Source organism: Bacillus sp. TH50 (genome assembly GCF_016650565.1).
Classification (GTDB): Bacteria; Bacillota; Bacilli; order Bacillales; family Bacillaceae_G; genus Bacillus_A; species Bacillus_A mycoides.
In genome coordinates this window covers 1,350,169-1,369,154 of record NZ_JAEKFM010000003.1, presented here as the reverse complement: position 1 = coordinate 1,369,154, position 18,986 = coordinate 1,350,169, and the positions used below count along the sequence as shown (strand labels likewise).

Annotated in this window: 17 protein-coding genes; all 17 read left to right on the top strand. The window is 37.4% G+C overall.

What is annotated here, in order from left to right; translation table 11 throughout:
* The first annotated feature begins 28 nt into the window (after positions 1–28).
* Positions 29–751, top strand: coding sequence for a UMP kinase (gene pyrH / locus JFU23_RS07005; RefSeq protein WP_002014544.1), 723 nt, complete (start codon positions 29–31; stop codon positions 749–751).
* A 3-nt stretch (positions 752–754) separates the two neighbouring features.
* Complete coding sequence (gene frr / locus JFU23_RS07000) at positions 755–1,312, top strand: ribosome recycling factor (protein WP_000531506.1); 558 nt, start codon at positions 755–757, stop codon at positions 1,310–1,312.
* 85 nt (positions 1,313–1,397) lie between these two features.
* Positions 1,398–2,174 (top strand): undecaprenyl pyrophosphate synthase, encoded by a 777-nt coding sequence (locus JFU23_RS06995; protein WP_002014545.1) that lies wholly within the window; start codon positions 1,398–1,400, stop codon positions 2,172–2,174.
* A 17-nt stretch (positions 2,175–2,191) separates the two neighbouring features.
* Positions 2,192–2,983, top strand: coding sequence for a phosphatidate cytidylyltransferase (gene cdsA / locus JFU23_RS06990; protein ID WP_002088171.1), 792 nt, complete (start codon positions 2,192–2,194; stop codon positions 2,981–2,983).
* Positions 2,984–3,006: 23 nt separating this feature from the next.
* Positions 3,007–4,149, top strand: a complete 1,143-nt coding sequence (gene dxr, locus JFU23_RS06985; RefSeq protein WP_002014547.1) for a 1-deoxy-D-xylulose-5-phosphate reductoisomerase — start codon at positions 3,007–3,009, stop codon at positions 4,147–4,149.
* Positions 4,150–4,166: 17 nt separating this feature from the next.
* Positions 4,167–5,423, top strand: a complete 1,257-nt coding sequence (gene rseP, locus JFU23_RS06980; protein ID WP_002088169.1) for an RIP metalloprotease RseP — start codon at positions 4,167–4,169, stop codon at positions 5,421–5,423.
* A 109-nt stretch (positions 5,424–5,532) separates the two neighbouring features.
* Complete coding sequence (locus JFU23_RS06975; protein WP_002128803.1) at positions 5,533–7,233, top strand: proline--tRNA ligase; 1,701 nt, start codon at positions 5,533–5,535, stop codon at positions 7,231–7,233.
* A 124-nt stretch (positions 7,234–7,357) separates the two neighbouring features.
* Positions 7,358–11,659 (top strand): PolC-type DNA polymerase III, encoded by a 4,302-nt coding sequence (locus JFU23_RS06970; protein WP_060749551.1) that lies wholly within the window; start codon positions 7,358–7,360, stop codon positions 11,657–11,659.
* A 333-nt stretch (positions 11,660–11,992) separates the two neighbouring features.
* Positions 11,993–12,463 carry a ribosome maturation factor RimP gene (gene rimP, locus JFU23_RS06965; protein ID WP_002088165.1) on the top strand — a complete coding sequence of 157 codons (471 nt, stop codon included), beginning with the start codon at positions 11,993–11,995 and terminating at the stop codon, positions 12,461–12,463.
* Positions 12,464–12,480: 17 nt separating this feature from the next.
* The gene (nusA, locus tag JFU23_RS06960) at positions 12,481–13,587 is read left to right on the top strand and encodes a transcription termination factor NusA (RefSeq protein ID WP_002014554.1); all 1,107 of its coding nucleotides are present in this window, start codon (positions 12,481–12,483) and stop codon (positions 13,585–13,587) included.
* Positions 13,588–13,598: 11 nt separating this feature from the next.
* Complete coding sequence (gene rnpM / locus JFU23_RS06955; protein ID WP_002088161.1) at positions 13,599–13,871, top strand: RNase P modulator RnpM; 273 nt, start codon at positions 13,599–13,601, stop codon at positions 13,869–13,871.
* Entirely contained in the window at positions 13,872–14,183 is a 312-nt protein-coding gene (locus JFU23_RS06950; protein ID WP_201031672.1) for a YlxQ family RNA-binding protein, read from the top strand.
* Positions 14,184–14,187: 4 nt separating this feature from the next.
* Entirely contained in the window at positions 14,188–16,254 is a 2,067-nt protein-coding gene (gene infB / locus JFU23_RS06945) for a translation initiation factor IF-2 (RefSeq protein WP_002014558.1), read from the top strand.
* On the top strand, positions 16,251–16,532 hold the full coding sequence (locus JFU23_RS06940; RefSeq protein ID WP_002088157.1) for a DUF503 domain-containing protein: 282 nt from the start codon (positions 16,251–16,253) through the stop codon (positions 16,530–16,532). Before infB ends, JFU23_RS06940 begins: the two co-directional genes overlap by 4 nt.
* A gap of 15 nt (positions 16,533–16,547) precedes the next feature.
* Positions 16,548–16,904 carry a 30S ribosome-binding factor RbfA gene (rbfA, locus tag JFU23_RS06935; RefSeq protein ID WP_000776437.1) on the top strand — a complete coding sequence of 119 codons (357 nt, stop codon included), beginning with the start codon at positions 16,548–16,550 and terminating at the stop codon, positions 16,902–16,904.
* A 90-nt stretch (positions 16,905–16,994) separates the two neighbouring features.
* Positions 16,995–17,918 (top strand): tRNA pseudouridine(55) synthase TruB, encoded by a 924-nt coding sequence (gene truB / locus JFU23_RS06930; RefSeq protein WP_002033681.1) that lies wholly within the window; start codon positions 16,995–16,997, stop codon positions 17,916–17,918.
* A 43-nt stretch (positions 17,919–17,961) separates the two neighbouring features.
* Positions 17,962–18,933 carry a bifunctional riboflavin kinase/FAD synthetase gene (gene ribF / locus JFU23_RS06925; protein WP_002128800.1) on the top strand — a complete coding sequence of 324 codons (972 nt, stop codon included), beginning with the start codon at positions 17,962–17,964 and terminating at the stop codon, positions 18,931–18,933.
* Positions 18,934–18,986 lie beyond the last annotated feature (53 nt).

The window sequence follows — 18,986 nt, the reverse complement described above, 5'->3', positions numbered from 1 at the left end:
TAAAGATGTAAGCAATTGGAGGTTCATTATGAGTAAACCGAAATATAATCGTGTCGTTTTAAAGCTGAGCGGAGAAGCTTTAGCTGGCGAGCAAGGATTTGGAATTAACCCAGCTGTTATTAAGTCAGTTGCGGAACAAGTGAAAGAAATTGCAGAACTTGATGTAGAGGTTGCTGTTGTTGTTGGTGGCGGTAACATTTGGCGTGGGAAAATTGGAAGCGAAATGGGCATGGATCGTGCAGGAGCAGATTACATGGGCATGTTAGCAACAGTTATGAATTCATTAGCTCTTCAAGATAGCTTAGAGAATATTGGAATTCAAACTCGCGTACAAACTTCAATTGAGATGCGTCAAGTGGCAGAGCCTTACATTCGTCGTAAAGCAATTCGTCACTTAGAGAAAAAACGTGTTGTTATCTTTGCTGCAGGTACAGGTAACCCATACTTCTCTACAGATACAACAGCAGCATTACGTGCAGCTGAAATCGAAGCGGACGTTATTTTAATGGCGAAAAATAATGTGGATGGCGTATATAGTGCAGATCCATCTATTGACCCAACAGCTACGAAATACGAAACACTTACTTACTTAGATGTATTAAAAGCAGGTTTAGGTGTAATGGATTCTACAGCTTCTTCTTTATGTATGGATAATGATATTTCATTAATTGTATTCTCGGTTATGGAAAAAGGTAACATTAAACGTGCCGTTTTAGGCGAAAATATTGGAACAGTTGTAAGGGGGAAATAAATTATGGGACAACAAGTATTGAAGTCTTCAAATGAAAAAATGGAAAAAGCAGTTGCTGCTTATTCTCGTGAATTAGCAACAGTTCGCGCTGGTCGTGCAAGCTCGTCTGTATTAGATAAGGTACAAGTTGATTACTATGGTGCACCAACACCAGTTGTGCAATTAGCGAACATTACAGTTCCAGAAGCACGTTTGCTTGTAATTCAACCTTATGATAAAACTTCTATCGGTGATATTGAAAAAGCAATTTTAAAAGCAGATTTAGGCTTAAACCCTTCTAATGATGGAACTGTAATTCGTATTGCATTCCCTGCATTAACAGAAGAGCGTCGTCGCGATCTTGTAAAAGTTGTGAAGAAATATGCTGAGGAAGCAAAAGTTGCTGTTCGTAACGTACGTCGTGACAGTAATGATGACCTTAAGAAGCTTGAAAAAGCTGGCGACATTACAGAAGATGATTTAAGAGGATATACTGAAGATATCCAAAAAGAAACAGATAAATATATTGCAAAAGTTGACGAAATCGCAAAAAACAAAGAAAAAGAAATTATGGAAGTGTAATAGCGATAATTTCGCAAATATGACCCTCTTCTTAAGGGGGTCTTTTTACACTTTTAGGCATACGTCTGCTTGTTGGAGGGTATGAATGATGTTTAAAAAGTTTCCTTTTTTTAAAAGTAAAAAGGTCACATCGTTTGATCATCTCATTGAAAAAGTGAAAAAAGGATATATCCCAGAACATATTGCTATTATTATGGATGGTAATGGAAGATGGGCAAAGAGAAGAGCCATGCCTCGCATTGCTGGTCATCATGAAGGTATGCAAGTTGTGAAGAAAATCACAAAATTTGCAAGTAAGCTTGATGTGAAAGTATTAACTCTTTATGCTTTTTCGACTGAGAACTGGAAAAGACCGAAAAAAGAAGTTGATTATTTGATGAAGCTTCCAGAAGAATTTTTAGGTGCATTTTTACCAGAGTTGATTGAAGAAAACGTACAAGTCCGAGTAATAGGGCAAAAAGATCGTCTTCCTACGCATACGCGCAGAGCGATGGAAAAAGCCATGGAAGATACGAAAGAGAATACGGGATTAATTCTTAATTTCGCGTTAAACTATGGAAGTCGAGATGAAATCGTTTCTGCTGTGCAACATATGATGAAAGATAGTGAGGAAGGAAAAATTCGTTCGGAAGAAATAAGTGAAGAAAAAATTTCTTCTTACTTAATGACGAGTTCTTTACCTGATCCAGAGTTGTTAATCCGTACAAGCGGAGAGCTACGTATTAGTAATTTCATGTTATGGCAAATTGCTTATTCGGAATTTTGGTTTACAGATGTGTATTGGCCAGATTTTACCGAGGAACATTTGCTAAATGCGATTACAGACTTTCAACATAGAGGGCGCAGATTCGGAGGCGTGTAGAAAGAGAGGGTTTGGTAGTGAAACAGAGAATTATTACTGGAGTGATTGCTGCCGCGCTATTCATTCCCATCGTAATTTACGGTGGCGTGCCTTTTACAGTTTTAGTGTATGCACTTGCTTCTATAGGTTTATATGAATTAATTCGTATGAACAAGCTTACGCTTATTTCGGTACCAACAGTTTTAGCTGCAGTATTATTGTGGATTATTTTAATTCCGAGTAGTGCATCAGAACTGTTTACGTGGATTGGGTTAGGTAAATTAGAAATCACATTTGTGATTGTTTTATTACTTTTATCATATACAGTCCTTTCTAAGAATACATTTACTTTTGACAATGCTTCATTTTTACTTATGGCAACGACATATGTTGGAATGGGATTCTTATATTTAAATGAAACGAGAATATTAGGAATCAAATATGTGTTCTGTGCACTATTTGTCATATGGGCAACTGATTCAGGTGCATATTTCATAGGAAAAGCATTTGGAAAAAGAAAATTATGGCCAGAAATTAGTCCGAATAAAACGATTGAAGGTTCATTAGGCGGTATTGTTTGTGGAATTGTTGTTGCACTTGTTTACAATATGTTCTTCCCAGTTGAAGCGAATGTAGGAGTTTTAATCGTTCTGACGATTATCATTTCTATTTTTGGACAAATTGGTGATTTAGTGCAATCTGCATTTAAACGCCATTATGGTGTAAAGGATTCAGGTACAATTTTACCTGGACATGGTGGTATTTTAGATCGAACAGATAGTTGGTTATTTGTGTTACCAATTCTATACTTCTTATTACAATACAATTAATAAATGAACGAGGGGTTGGAGTCATGAAAAACATTAGTTTACTAGGTGCAAGCGGATCAATCGGTACACAAACATTAGATGTGTTACGCTCGCACCCAGACCAATTCCGTCTCGTTGCTTTTTCTGTAGGGAAAAATGTTGATTATGCAGTAAAGGTAATTCAAGAATTTTCCCCGCAAATTGTCTCTGTGCAAAGAGAGGAAGATGTTTTAAAATTACAAGCTGTTTCTGGTAATACAAAAGTAGTATATGGTAGCGAAGGCTTATTAGAAGTAGCGCTGCACCCAGATACAGAAATTGTAGTGAATGCTGTTGTAGGTAGCGTAGGGTTGTTACCGACACTTCGCGCAATTGAGGCGAAAAAAACAATTGGAATTGCAAATAAAGAAACGTTAGTAACTGCAGGGCATCTTGTAATGGAAGCAGCACGAAAACATAATGTATCGTTACTTCCAGTAGACAGTGAACATTCAGCTATTTTTCAATGCTTGAATGGTGAAAATGAAAAAAGAATCTCTCGCTTAATTATAACTGCTTCAGGCGGAAGTTTTCGTGATAAAACGAGAGATGAATTGCATCAAGTGACCGTAGAAGATGCACTTCGTCATCCAAACTGGTCAATGGGTTCGAAAATTACAATTGATTCTGCTACAATGATGAATAAGGGGCTAGAAGTAATTGAAGCACACTGGCTTTTTGGTATCCCTTATGAGCAAATCGATGTTGTTCTACATAAAGAAAGTATTATTCATTCTATGGTTGAATTTGAAGATCGTAGTGTAATGGCACAGCTTGGCTCACCTGATATGCGAGTACCGATTCAATACGCGCTTACATATCCTGATAGATTGCCTCTTTCAGACACGAAACAGTTAAATTTATGGGAAATGGGAACATTGCATTTTGAGAAAATGAATCAAGAGCGTTTCCGTTGTCTACGTTTTGCGTATGAAGCTGGAAAGACAGGTGGAAGTATGCCGGCTGTAATGAACGCGGCAAATGAAGTAGCTGTTGAAGCTTTTTTACAAAAGAGAATTGGTTTCTTAACAGTGGAAGACCTCATTGAAAAAGCAATGCACCATCACACTGTCATTGCACGTCCGAGCTTAGAGGAAATTCAGGAAATTGACGCAGCCACAAGACGGTTTGTGATGGAACAAATTTAGCAAAGGTGGTTATGGAATTGAATACAGCGATTGCCTTTATATTAATTTTCGGTGCACTCGTATTTTTCCATGAGCTAGGGCATCTATATTTCGCAAAAAGAGCAGGTATTTTGTGCCGCGAGTTTGCGATTGGTTTTGGTCCGAAAATATTCTCATTTGAAAAGAATGAAACGGTGTATACGATTCGATTACTGCCCCTTGGTGGCTATGTAAGAATGGCTGGCGAGGATGCGGACACAGTTGAGTTAAAACCTGGAAAAAAGGTTGGACTTGTATTAAATGAAAAAGACGAAGTTGTGAAATTAGTTTTTGACGGACATGAAAAATATCCAAATGTTCGTGTCATTGAAGTCGAACAAGCTGATTTAGAGCATAATCTTACAATTTTGGGTTATGAAGAGTACGAGGAAGAGCTGCAAACATTCCGAGTAAATGAAAAAGCTCGTATCATTTCTGCGGGAGAAGAAATTCAAATCGCTCCGTACAATAGACAATTTGGCTCTAAAAAATTGGGCCAACGTGCTCTAACAATTTTTGCAGGTCCTGCAATGAACTTTATTCTAGCATTTGTTATTTTTGTGATTCTTGGATTTGTACAAGGAGTTCCTGTTGACAAACCAATGGTCGGAAAAGTAATGGAGAATAGTGCTGCAGAACAGGCTGGATTAAAAGAAAACGATACAATTCAAGCAATCAATGGGAAGAACACTAGTACATGGAAAGATGTTGTAACGATTGTACGTGAAAACCCAAATAAAGAAATTACGTTACATGTAAAGCGTGATAGTGAGCAATTTAATGTGAAAGTAACACCAACGCTTGATAAAGAAGGAAAAGACGAAGTTGGTAGAATTGGTGTTTATTCTCCTGTAGAGAAAACAGTGATGGGTTCTATTAAATCAGGGTTTGAACAAACATACGAATGGACGAAACTAATTTTTGATTCTCTTGTGAAATTAGTAACGGGTCAATTTTCTATTAATGAGTTGTCAGGTCCAGTAGGAATTTATAATCTAACAGATCAAGTTGTAGATTATGGATTTACGCGTGTACTAAGTTTAGCGGCAGTTTTAAGTATTAACCTTGGTTTATTTAATTTATTACCAGTCCCAGCTTTAGACGGTGGACGTTTGTTCTTCTTCTTAATTGAAGCATTACGAGGAAAACCAATTGATCGTCAAAAAGAAGGAATGGTTCACTTTATTGGGTTTGCATTATTAATGTTGCTTATGTTAGTTGTAACATGGAATGACATCCGTAAGTTTTTCTTGTAAAATAAGAAGAAGTTTATAATGAAATAGAGCTCATAGAATAAAATCCCTCACCTAACTCGAGGTGAGGGGTTTTATTGCGTGTAAGAGTAAAATGAAGAGGTGCGAATAAATGAAACAAAGTATGGTATTCAGTCCTACATTACGTGAAGTTCCAGCAGATGCTGAAATTAAGAGTCATCAATTATTACTTCGCGCAGGGTTTATGCGTCAAAATGCTTCTGGTATTTATAGTTTTCTACCATTTGGTTTAAAAGTGTTACACAAAGTAGAACGTATTGTTCGTGAAGAAATGGAGCGCGCAGGGGCAGTAGAACTATTAATGCCAGCTATGCAAGCTTCTGAATTATGGCAAGAATCAGGTCGTTGGTATTCTTACGGATCAGAATTAATGCGTATGAAAGATCGTAATGCTCGCGAGTTTGCGCTAGGGGCAACTCATGAGGAAGTAATTACAGATCTTGTACGTGATGAAATTAAATCATACAAAAAACTACCATTAACATTATATCAAATTCAAACAAAATTCCGTGATGAGCAAAGACCACGTTTCGGTTTATTACGCGGAAGAGAATTTTTAATGAAAGATGCGTATTCTTTCCATGCAACACAAGAAAGTTTGGATGAAGTATATAGCGGTTTATACAAAGCGTATTCTAATATCTTTGCTCGTTGTGGTTTGAATTTCCGTGCAGTTATCGCTGATTCTGGAGCAATGGGTGGAAAAGATACACACGAATTTATGGTGTTATCTGATGTAGGTGAAGATACAATTGCGTATTCTGATACATCTGATTATGCGGCAAATATTGAAATGGCTCCTGTTGTTGCTACGTATACGAAGAGTGATGAAGCCGAAAAAGCACTTGAAAAAGTAGCAACTCCAGATCAAAAAGCTATTGAAGAAGTATCTGCATTCTTAAATATCGCAGCGGAAAAATGCATTAAATCTATGGTGTTTAAAGTAGATGCGAAATTAGTAGTAGTACTTGTTCGTGGCGATCATGAAGTCAATGATGTAAAAGTGAAGAATGTATACGGAGCTTCAGTCGTTGAGCTTGCTTCACATGAAGAAATAAAAGAGTTATTAAACTGTGAAGTGGGTTCTTTAGGGCCGATTGGTGTTACAGGGGATATCGAAATTATCGCTGACCATGCTGTAGCATCAATTGTCAACGGATGTTCAGGAGCGAACGAAGAAGGATTCCATTATGTAAATGTAAATCCAGAACGTGACTTTAAAGTAAGTCAATATACAGATTTACGCTTCATCCAAGAAGGAGACCAATCTCCAGATGGAAATGGAACAATTCTTTTCGCACGTGGAATTGAAGTTGGTCATGTATTCAAATTAGGAACTCGTTATAGTGAAGCAATGAACGCAACGTTCTTAGATGAAAACGGAAAAACAAAACCACTTATTATGGGTTGTTACGGTATCGGTGTATCTCGTACAGTGGCAGCAATTGCAGAGCAGTTTAATGATGAGAATGGTTTAGTTTGGCCAAAATCTGTTGCGCCGTTCCATGTGCATGTAATTCCAGTAAATATGAAATCTGATGCACAACGTGAAATGGGTGGAAATATCTATAACTCATTACAAGAGCAAGGATACGAAGTATTACTAGATGATCGTGCAGAACGTGCAGGTGTTAAATTTGCAGATGCAGATTTATTCGGCCTTCCAGTTCGCGTGACAGTTGGTAAAAAAGCAGACGAAGGTATTGTAGAAGTGAAAGTACGTGCTACAGGCGAGTCTGAAGAAGTGAAAGTAGAAGAACTTCAAACATATATTGCTAATATTTTAAAATAAGAAGAGGTACCTCGTAATGAGGTACCTTCTCTTTCTTTGTAAACGTATTTTGTAAAAGAAGAAGGAAGAAATCTTTCTTTGTAGTACGTTTCAATTTATAATAGCAAATGGAAGGAGAGTGCTTATGTCATTAACAAATGAACAACAAGAGCGATTTCAAATTTTGCTCCAACAGTTGCAAATACCAGAAGACCTTATAAATCAATATTTACATGGCGGTGGTATTGAAAAGCTAGTTATTGATAAAGCGAATAAAAGTTGGCATTTTGACTTACAAGTGCCACGTATTTTGCCGACAGAATTATATGAGTTGCTAGAAACAAAGCTTAAGCAATCATTTTCTCATATTGCAAGAACAACATTTGCATTAGAAGCAGAGAATAAACAATTTACAGAAGAAGAAGTGAAGGCATATTGGCCGCTTTGTACAGAACGAATTACATTTTCACCTATGTTCGCGTACTTAAAGAAGCAACTTCCGCAGGTCAATGGCGTGAAGTTGCTATTAAATGTGAATAATGAGCTGGAATCTACTACTTTAAAGAAAAACGTTGCGAAACCAGTAGGTGATCAATACGAAGCTTTTGGATTCCCGCGTTTTCAGTTAGACACACATATAAAGCAAAATGCAGAAGAAATGCAAAAGTTTCGTGAGCAAACACAGGAAGAAGATCGTCAACGAGTTATACAGGCTATGGAAGAGATGGCTAAAAGGCAAGCTGAAGAAAGTGATGTTGTTCACGAAGGACCAGTTGTGCTTGGTTATCTTATTAAGCCAGATGAAGAGATTACGCCGCTGCGTGAAATTCAAGATGAAGAAAGAAGAAAAACCGTTCAAGGGTATGTTTTCCATGTAGAGACGAAAGAACTTCGTAGTGGACGTACATTATTAACTTTAAAGATAACTGACTATACGGACTCTATTATGATTAAGATGTTCTCACGTGATAAAGAAGATATCCCGATGTTACAATCCTTGAAAAAAGGAACTTGGGTAAAAGCGCGTGGTTCAGTTCAAAATGATACATTCGTGCGTGATTTAGTTATGATCGCAAATGATATAAATGAAATAACGGGACCTTCTCGTAAAGATAAAGCAAAAGAAGGGGAAAAAAGAGTAGAACTTCATCTTCATACTCCAATGAGCCAAATGGATGCTGTTACTTCTGTTTCTAAGCTCGTTGCCCAAGCCGGAAAATGGGGGCATGAGGCTATTGCAGTTACAGACCATGCTGTTGCACAGTCGTTCCCAGAAGCATATTCTGCTGGTAAAAAGGCTGGAGTTAAAGTTCTATATGGTGTAGAAGCAAATTTAGTTAATGATGGTGTGCCGATAGCATATAACGAAGCACATCGTCTACTTGCAGAAGAAACATATGTTGTCTTTGACGTTGAGACAACAGGGTTATCTGCTGTATATGATACAGTCATTGAGTTAGCTGCTGTAAAGATAAAAGGTGGAGAAATTATTGATCGCTTTGAATCTTTCGCAAATCCTCATCAGCCATTATCGGCGACGATTATTGAATTAACAGGTATTACAGATGATATGTTAACTGATGCACCAGAAGTGGACGAAGTGTTTAAAAAGTTTGAGGAATGGATGGGTGACCATACACTTGTTGCTCATAACGCAAGCTTCGATATGGGCTTTATTAACGTAGGTTTTAAAAAGGCTGGGATAGAAAAAACGAAAAATCCAGTTATTGATACGTTAGAACTTGCACGGTTCTTATTCCCAGAAATGAAAAATCATCGATTAAATACGATGTGTAAAAAGCTTGATATTGAATTAACGCAACATCACCGTGCGATTTATGATACAGAAGCAACGGGATATTTACTTGTGAAGATGTTAAAAGATGTGATTGAAAAGGGATTTGAATATCACGATCAACTAAACGATAGTATGGGACAAGGGGATGCGTATAAACGTGGGCGTCCAAGTCATATGACGTTACTTGCCACATCAGATGTTGGGTTGAAAAACTTATATAAACTTGTTTCATATTCTCACTTGAATTACTTTTATCGTGTACCACGTGTACCACGATCACTATTAAAAAAATATCGCGAAGGCATTTTAGTAGGGACAGCTTGTGACAAAGGTGAAGTGTTTGAAGCTATGATGCAAAAAGCGCCTGAAGAAGTAGAAGAAATTGCACAGTTTTACGATTACATTGAGGTTATGCCTCCAGAAGTGTTACGTCATTTAGTGGAACGTGAACTCGTTCGAGATGAAGGACAGTTAAAAACAATAATTTCTAACTTAGTAAAACTAGGTGAGACGTTAGATAAGCCAGTTGTTGCTACTGGGAATGTGCATTATTTAGATCCAGAGGACGCGATATATCGGAAAATTTTAGTCAGTTCGCAGGGAGGAGCTAATCCGTTAAATCGCCATTCATTACCGCCTGTACATTTCCGTACAACAAATGAAATGCTAGATTGTTTTTCATTCTTAGGTGAAGACAAAGCAAAAGAAATTGTTGTGACAAATACACACAAGATCGCGTCATTAATTGGTGATGTTCGTCCAGTAAAAGATGATTTATACACACCGAAAATTGAAGGTGCTGATGATGAAACACGTGATATGAGCTATATAATGGCAAGAAGTATCTATGGAGATGAACTACCGGAAATTGTAGAAGCTCGTTTGGAAAAAGAATTGAAAAGTATTATTGGACATGGATTCGCCGTTATTTATTTAATTTCACATAAGCTTGTGAAAAAATCGTTAGTGGACGGTTATCTAGTAGGTTCGCGTGGATCGGTAGGTTCATCATTTGTTGCAACGATGATGGAAATTACAGAAGTAAACCCATTACCACCGCACTATGTATGTCCAAAGTGTAAACAATCAGAGTTCTTTAATGACGGTTCTGTAGGTTCTGGTTTTGATTTACCAGATAAAGAATGCCCAACATGTAATGTTCCATATGTGAAAGATGGGCATGACATTCCTTTCGAAACGTTCCTTGGATTTAAAGGGGATAAGGTACCGGATATCGATTTGAATTTCTCCGGAGAATACCAACCACGCGCCCATAACTATACGAAATTACTGTTCGGTGAAGATTATGTATACCGCGCAGGAACAATTGGTACGGTTGCGGAAAAAACCGCTTATGGGTATGTGAAAGGTTATGCTAATGATCATAACTTAACAATTCGAAATGCAGAGATTGATCGCTTAGTTGCGGGATGTACAGGTGTAAAGCGTACGACCGGACAGCATCCAGGTGGTATTATCGTTGTACCAGATTACATGGATATTTTTGACTTTTCACCAATTCAGTTTCCGGCTGATTCAATAGGTGCTGAGTGGAGAACAACGCACTTTGACTTCCACTCAATTCATGATAATTTATTGAAACTTGATATATTAGGACACGATGATCCGACTGTTATTCGTATGCTTCAAGATTTAAGTGGTATTGACCCGAAAACAATCCCAACGGATGATCCAGAAGTAATGAAAATTTTCTCTGGTCCAGAGTCTTTAGGGGTAACGGAAGAACAAATTAACTGTAAAACAGGTACACTTGGTATACCAGAGTTTGGTACGAAATTCGTAAGACAAATGTTAGAAGAAACGAAACCAACGACGTTTTCAGAGCTTGTCCAAATTTCTGGACTGTCCCATGGTACAGATGTATGGTTAGGTAATGCGAATGAATTAATTTATAACGGTACGTGTACACTGAGTGAAGTTATCGGTTGTCGTGATGACATCATGGTATATTTAATTTATCAAGGCTTGGATCCATCATTAGCCTTCAAAATCATGGAGTCGGTGCGTAAAGGTAAAGGTGTACCAGAAGAATGGGAAGAGGAAATGAGAAATAACAATGTACCAGGTTGGTATATTGATTCATGTAAGAAGATTAAGTACATGTTCCCTAAAGCCCATGCGGCTGCTTACGTACTTATGGCTGTACGTATTGCATACTTTAAAGTACATTTCGCACTTTTATTCTATGCGGCATATTTTACAGTTCGTGCAGATGACTTTGATGTAGAGGCGATGGCGAAAGGTTCAGCATCCATACGTGTAAAAATTGATGAAATTGCACAAAAAGGATTGGATGCAGCACCGAAAGAGAAGAGTTTATTAACGGTACTAGAAATGACACTTGAAATGTGTGAGCGTGGTTATTCATTCCAAAAGGTTGATTTATACCGCTCGCATGCAACCGAATTTATAATTGATGGGGATACTTTAATTCCTCCATTTAATGCAGTTCCCGGTCTTGGTACAAACGCAGCTTTCAGTATTGTTGAAGCTCGTAAAAATGGTGATTTCTTATCAAAAGAAGACTTACAGCAGCGCAGTAAGGTTTCTAAAACGATTATTGAGTATTTAGATGGTCAAGGTTGTCTAGGAGATTTACCGGATCAAAACCAATTGTCACTGTTCTAATAGGTAGGAAAAATCTTTGCAAATCAACATTTGCTATGGTATACTATAAACCGAGATAACCATGTCATGTATATTTTGTGAAAAAGAGAGTGGGGAAACCCACTCTTTCGTGTTACTATCTACATTTTGCTTATGTAGATAGTAAAGATATTTCTGTCGTATATACATATTTTGTTACAAGTTTTACTTCTTAAATTTGGTAATACTAAGACAGATATTCCCTGCTTAACGGCAGGGGCTTTTGTTAGCTAACGAGAAAGAATAAGATAGACCGTCTTTATGAACGGGATCTTTTCTTGTAAATGGTACATGGCGGCAGGAAGGAGGCTGTTTATGGATAAGAAAGTCACAGAAATTGTAGAAGCATTTGCGCAGCCAATCGTTGAAGAGTTAAATCTTGAACTTGTAGATGTAGAGTATGTGCAAGAAGGACAAGACTGGTTCTTACGCGTATTCATCGATTCTGAAAAGGGAGTCGAAATTGAAGAATGCGGTGCGGTAAGTGAACGTTTAAGCGAAGCTTTAGATAAAGAGGATCCAATTCCTCATCTTTACTTTTTGGATGTATCATCTCCTGGAGCGGAACGTCCATTAAAGAAAGAGAAAGACTTCCAGCAAGCGGTAGGAAAACAAGTGGCAATTAAAACATATAAGCCGATTGATGGTGAGAAGATGTTTGAAGGAAAGCTACTTTCCTACGACGGTAATACAATTACACTACTATTAACAATTAAAACACGTAAAAAAGAAATCCAAATTCCAATGGATAAAGTTGCAAATGCGCGACTTGCTGTTACGTTTTAGTAAGAAGGGGGATCTTCATGAGCACTGAGTTGTTAGATGCTTTGCTCGTATTAGAGTCAGAAAAAGGTATTAGCAAAGATATTATTATTGATGCGATTGAAGCAGCATTAATCTCTGCTTATAAACGCAATTTTAACCAAGCACAAAACGTTCGTGTGAGCTTTAACCCAGAAGTGGGAACAATTCAAGTTTTAGCACGTAAGGACGTTGTAGATAATGTGTTTGATCCACGTCTTGAAATCTCTGTAGAAGAGGCAAGACAAATTAATCCAAACTACCAAGATGGTGACGTACTAGAAATTGAAGTAACGCCAAAAGATTTTGGTCGTATTGCAGCGCAAACTGCAAAACAAGTTGTAACACAACGAGTTCGTGAGGCGGAACGTGGTGTAATTTATTCAGAATTTAGTGATCGTGAAGAAGACATTATGGTTGGTATTGTACAGCGCCAAGATGCTCGTTTCATCTATGTAAGCTTAGGTAAAGTAGAAGCTTTATTACCTGTAAGTGAGCAAATGCCAAATGAGCAATATAAACCACATGATCGTATTCGCGTATTTATTACAAAAGTAGAAAAGACAACAAAAGGACCACAAATTTACGTATCACGTACACATCCTGGTCTTTTAAAACGTTTATTCGAAATGGAAGTTCCAGAAATTTATGATGGAACTGTAGAAATTCGCTCTGTAGCACGTGAAGCAGGCGACCGTTCTAAAATTTCTGTATATGCAGAGAATATCGATGTTGATCCAGTAGGTTCTTGTGTAGGACCGAAAGGACAACGTGTACAACGCGTTGTAGATGAACTAAAAGGTGAAAAGATTGACATCGTTCGCTGGTCGAATGACCCAGTTGAATATGTTGCAAATGCTTTAAGTCCATCACAGGTTGTTAAAGTACTTGTAGATGAAGCAGAGAAAGCAACAACTGTTGTTGTTCCAGACCACCAGCTTTCATTAGCGATTGGTAAGCGTGGACAAAATGCGCGTCTTGCAGCTAAATTAACAGGCTGGAAAATTGATATTAAAAGTGAGTCTGATGCGAAACAACTTGGTATTGTGACAGAAGAAGATAGCGTAATCGCATTCGGATTCGATTCAGCTGAAGACGAAATCGAATAGAGGTGATGAGTATGAGCAATCGAAAAGTTCCGTTACGAAAATGTATTGCGACGCAAGAGATGAAATCAAAACGAGAGCTAGTTCGCATTGTTCGTTCCAAAGAGGGCGAAGTGTCTATTGATTTATCAGGAAAAAAATCAGGACGAGGTGCATATTTATCAAAAGATAAAGAAAGCATTATTCAAGCCCAAAAGAAAAACATTTTGGAACATCATCTAAAAGCGAAAATCGACAGTTCTCTGTACGAAGAGCTTCTTGAGCTTGTTGAGAAGGAGTCGAAATAAGTGTCTGATTGGAAATCATTTTTAGGACTAGCAAACCGCGCTCGAAAACTTATTTCGGGTGAAGAACTCGTTTTAAAAGAAGTACGAAGTGGCAAAGCAAAGCTAGTATTGCTTTCTGAAGATGCGTCAGCGAACACTACAAAACGTATCATTGATAAAACCACGTACTACAACATACCAATGAGAAAAGTCGAAAATCGACAACAATTAGGGCATGCGATTGGGAGAAACGAGCGAGTCGTTGTAGCTGTTTTAGATGAAGGCTTTGCGAAAAAGCTACGTAGCATGCTCGATACAAATTACCGGGGGTGAAGGTATGAGTAAAATTCGAGTACATGAATATGCAAAAAAAAATAATATCTCAAGTAAAGATCTTATGACAAAACTAAAAGAGATGAATATCGAGGTTTCGAATCATATGACAATGTTAGAAGATGAAGTAGTAAACAAATTAGATAATCAATATAGCGCTGGAGCGGAAAAACCTTCTGTTGCAGATGAGTTTGAAGTAGAAGAGAAAGTTGTTCGCAGTAAAAAGAACAGCAATAAGAATAAGAAAAAAGGCAAAGCAAATGAAGATAAACGTCAAGATAACTTTGCTGGAAGACAACAAACACCAATAGTAGAAACACCAGATAAAATCACTTTCTCTGGAAGCCTTACAGTAGGTGACCTTGCTAAAAAGTTAAGCAAAGAGCCATCTGAAATTATTAAAAAGCTCTTCATGCTAGGAATTATGGCGACAATTAACCAAGACTTAGATAAAGATACAATTGAGTTAATTGCTACTGATTACGGTATTGAAGTAGAAGAAGAAGTAGTTGTAAGCGAAACTGAATTTGAAACATTCATCGATGAGCAAGATGATGAAGAAAACTTAAAAGAACGTCCAGCTGTTGTTACAATTATGGGACACGTTGACCATGGTAAAACAACATTGCTTGACTCTATCCGTAATTCAAAAGTAACTGCTGGCGAAGCTGGTGGAATTACTCAGCATATCGGTGCATACCAAGTTGATGTAAATGATAAGAAAATTACGTTCTTAGATACACCAGGTCACGCGGCATTTACAACAATGCGTGCTCGTGGTGCACAAGTAACAGATATTACAATTCTTGTTGTTGCAGCTGATGACGGTGTTATGCCACAAACAGTTGAAGCGATTAGCCATGCGAAAGCAGCTGGAGTACCAATTATTGTTGCTGTGAATAAAATGGATAAACCAGCGGCAAATCCTGATCGTGTAATGCAAGAATTAACAGAATATGAATTAGTTCCAGAAGCTTGGGGCGGAGACACGATTTTCGTACCAATTTCTGCGATTCAAGGCGAGGGAATTGACAACTTACTAGAAATGATCCTTCTTGTGAGTGAAGTAGAAGAATATAAAGCAAATCCAAATCGCTATGCAGCTGGTACTGTAATTGAAGCACAGCTTGATAAAGGTAAAGGAACTATCGCGACATTACTTGTTCAAAACGGTACACTTCGAGTTGGAGATCCAATTGTTGTTGGAACATCATTCGGTCGTGTTCGTGCAATGGTAAGTGATATTGGTCGTCGTGTAAAAGTTGCTGGTCCATCAACTCCTGTTGAAATTACAGGTTTAAATGAAGTGCCACAAGCGGGAGATCGTTTCATGGCATTCGCTGATGAGAAGAAAGCTCGTCAAATTGGTGAATCACGTGCACAAGAAGCGTTAGTTGCACAACGTGGTGAGAAATCTAAATTCAGCCTGGAAGATTTATTCCAACAAATCCAAGAGGGCGATGTAAAAGAAATTAACTTAATTGTGAAAGCAGACGTACAAGGTTCTGTAGAAGCAATGGCAGCATCACTTCGTAAAATTGATGTTGAAGGCGTAAAAGTAAAAATTATCCATACAGGCGTAGGTGCGATTACAGAATCTGATATTATTTTAGCTTCTGCATCTAATGCAATTGTAATTGGATTTAACGTACGCCCTGATGTGAATGCGAAGCGTACAGCTGAATTAGAGAAAGTTGATGTTCGTTTACACCGTATTATCTATAAAGTAATCGAAGAAATTGAATCAGCAATGCAAGGTATGCTGGATCCAGAATTCGAAGAAAAAGTAATCGGTCAAGCGGAAGTTCGTCAAACATTCAAAGTAACAAAAGTTGGAACAATCGCAGGTTGTTACGTAATAGACGGTAAAATTACACGTGATAGTGGCGTTCGTATTATCCGTGATGGCGTAGTAGTCTTCGAAGGAAAACTTGATACGTTAAAACGTTTCAAAGACGACGTAAAAGAAGTTGCACAAAACTATGAGTGTGGTATTACAATTGAGAGATATAATGATCTTAAAGAAGGGGACATCATTGAAGCATACGTTATGGAAGAAGTGAAGCGATGATTATCGCTTCACTCTCATTCGAGTGTATGATTTACGATGTGCATTCTTTAAAAGAGAAACGAGCAATTTTGCAACGTGTGTTAACTCGTGTGAAACAGCGCTATAATGTAGCTGTTTCTGAAGTTGGGCATCAAGATGTATGGCAACGTACAGAAATTGCAATTGTTTCCGTATCCTCAAATCGTGTTGTCTGTGAAAAAGAAATGAATCGTGTACTTGAGTATATCGATTCATTTCCTGAAATTGAACGTACGATAACACATTTGGAATGGTATTGAATGAGGTGAAGAGTTATGAAATTACGTGCGAACCGTGTGGGCGAGCAAATGAAAAAAGAATTAGGCGACATTATCAGTCGTAAAATTAAAGACCCACGTATTGGATTTGTTACAGTAACAGATGTACAAGTGAGTGGAGATTTACAAATTGCTAAAGTATACATTTCTGTTTTAGGTGACGAAGAACAGAAAGAAAATACATTAAAAGGTTTAGCGAAGGCAAAAGGCTTTATTCGTTCAGAAATTGGCCAACGTATTCGTCTTCGTAAAACACCAGAAATTACCTTTGAGTTTGATGAGTCTATCGGATATGGTCATCGAATTGATACACTTTTACATGAAATTAATAAAGACGGTAAACGTGAAGAATAATGGATAGACATTTGTCTATCCATTTTTTCAATGTAAAATAAGTTTTGCATAATTGCAATTACTACAAAAGAATAATGATGAGGTGAGTATATGGAAGGTGTAGTATTATTACATAAGCCAAAGGGAATGACATCACATGATTGTGTGTTCAAATTAAGAAAGATATTGCGTGAGAAACGAATTGGTCATACAGGGACACTGGATCCAGATGTAACAGGAGTATTACCTATTTGCGTTGGGCGTGCAACAAAAATTGCGCAATTTTTAACAAGTGAAACAAAAACATACGAAGGTGAAGTGACATTAGGATTTTCGACAACAACAGAAGATGCTTCTGGTGAAGTTGTGGAGAAACAAGATGTAAATCGTGTCATTACACGTAAAGAAGTAGAAGAGGTACTAGCGGAATTAACAGGGACAATTGAACAAATGCCGCCGATGTTCTCAGCTGTAAAAGTTAACGGAAAAAAACTATACGAATATGCAAGGGCAGGACAAGAAGTTGAACGTCCAGTTCGTACAATTACAATTCATGAATTTGTATTACTTGATGAACGTGAAGTTTTTGAAGGGGAAAATATTTCATTTCGTTTCCGTGTAACGTGTAGTAAAGGAACATATGTAAGAACACTAGCAGTAATGATAGGTGAAAAACTTGGATTTCCATCACATATGTCTCACCTTGTAAGAACAGCATCTGGTGAATTTTTACTAGAAGATTGCATATCATTTGAAGAAATTGAAGAAAACGTGCAAAATGGAACAGTAGAGTCTATTTTCATCTCAATTGATGAGGCGCTAAGTAAGTTTCCAAAAATGGTTGTAGATGAAAAGCAAGCTGAAAAAATAAAGAACGGTATGTTCTTAAAGAATGAATTAGAAACAACAGCACCATTTATTACAGTATTTGATAAAAATGATCGTTGCTTAGCAATTTATGAACATCACCCAAAACACCCTGGAATGCTAAAGCCAATGAAAGTACTTGTGAATAATCAAGAACTAAAGCTATAATGAATTATTGGAAGGATTATTACAGAAAAAGGTGAATTCAAGCGTGAAACTTATTCATTTAACTCATCCACATGAACAAAATAAAATAGAATTACCACCTACTGTAATGGCATTAGGATATTTTGATGGCATTCATTTAGGACATCAACGTGTGATTCGAACAGCGAAAAAAATAGCGGATGAAAGAGGATGTAAAAGTGCTGTCATGACGTTCCATCCACACCCATCTGTTGTATTAGGAAAAAAAGAAGCGCATGTGGAGTATATTACACCGATGCGCCTTAAAGAAGAAATCATCGCAAGTTTAGGAATTGATATCTTATATGTGGTGAAATTCGATGAGCCATTTGCTGGATTATTACCACAGCAGTTTGTCGATGAGTATATTATTGGTTTAAATGTAAAGCATGTAGTAGCAGGCTTTGATTATTCATATGGACGTTTAGGAAAAGGGAAGATGGAGACTTTACCATTTCATGCAAGAGGGGAGTTTACACAGACCGTGATCGAAAAAGTTGAATATCAAGAAGAAAAAGTAAGTTCTACTTCATTACGAAAGTTAATTCGAAACGGTGAAATGGAACAAATTCCATCTATTTTAGGGAGAGCTTACACGGTAGAAGGAACAGTTGTACACGGTGATAAGCGTGGACGTCAAATTGGTTTCCCAACTGCAAATGTGGGTTTAAGTGATGAATATTTGTTGCCACCTGTAGGTGTATATGCGGTAAGGTTGAAGGTTCATGATGAATGGCATGATGGTGTATGTAATATCGGATATAAACCAACTTTCAAAGAGAATGAGCGTCAATTATCTATTGAAGTGCATCTATTTGAATTTAATAAAGACATATACGATCAAAGTGTTACAGTGGAATGGCACATGCGTATAAGAGAAGAAAAAAAGTTTAATGGAATTGATGAGTTAGTTGCGCAAATCGCTCAAGATAAAAAGGTTGCCCAAGAATATTTTGCGAGCGTAAAGAATATACTTGCTTTTTCAAATGAAAAGTAGTATTCTATGTTATGTACTTTATGACAACCATTACTTGGCATTGCGACTCACCG

What these genes read in the sequence shown, in the direction of transcription:
- rnpM (WP_002088161.1), top strand. Translation starts at nt 13,599, where the DNA reads ATGAGCAATCGAAAAGTTCCGTTACGAAAATGTATTGCGACGCAAGAG.
- dxr (WP_002014547.1), top strand. Translation starts at nt 3,007, where the DNA reads ATGAAAAACATTAGTTTACTAGGTGCAAGCGGATCAATCGGTACACAA.
- pyrH (WP_002014544.1), top strand. Translation starts at nt 29, where the DNA reads ATGAGTAAACCGAAATATAATCGTGTCGTTTTAAAGCTGAGCGGAGAA.
- JFU23_RS06970 (WP_060749551.1), top strand. Translation starts at nt 7,358, where the DNA reads ATGTCATTAACAAATGAACAACAAGAGCGATTTCAAATTTTGCTCCAA.
- JFU23_RS06940 (WP_002088157.1), top strand. Translation starts at nt 16,251, where the DNA reads ATGATTATCGCTTCACTCTCATTCGAGTGTATGATTTACGATGTGCAT.
- truB (WP_002033681.1), top strand. Translation starts at nt 16,995, where the DNA reads ATGGAAGGTGTAGTATTATTACATAAGCCAAAGGGAATGACATCACAT.
- rbfA (WP_000776437.1), top strand. Translation starts at nt 16,548, where the DNA reads ATGAAATTACGTGCGAACCGTGTGGGCGAGCAAATGAAAAAAGAATTA.
- frr (WP_000531506.1), top strand. Translation starts at nt 755, where the DNA reads ATGGGACAACAAGTATTGAAGTCTTCAAATGAAAAAATGGAAAAAGCA.
- JFU23_RS06995 (WP_002014545.1), top strand. Translation starts at nt 1,398, where the DNA reads ATGATGTTTAAAAAGTTTCCTTTTTTTAAAAGTAAAAAGGTCACATCG.
- infB (WP_002014558.1), top strand. Translation starts at nt 14,188, where the DNA reads ATGAGTAAAATTCGAGTACATGAATATGCAAAAAAAAATAATATCTCA.
- nusA (WP_002014554.1), top strand. Translation starts at nt 12,481, where the DNA reads ATGAGCACTGAGTTGTTAGATGCTTTGCTCGTATTAGAGTCAGAAAAA.
- JFU23_RS06975 (WP_002128803.1), top strand. Translation starts at nt 5,533, where the DNA reads ATGAAACAAAGTATGGTATTCAGTCCTACATTACGTGAAGTTCCAGCA.
- rimP (WP_002088165.1), top strand. Translation starts at nt 11,993, where the DNA reads ATGGATAAGAAAGTCACAGAAATTGTAGAAGCATTTGCGCAGCCAATC.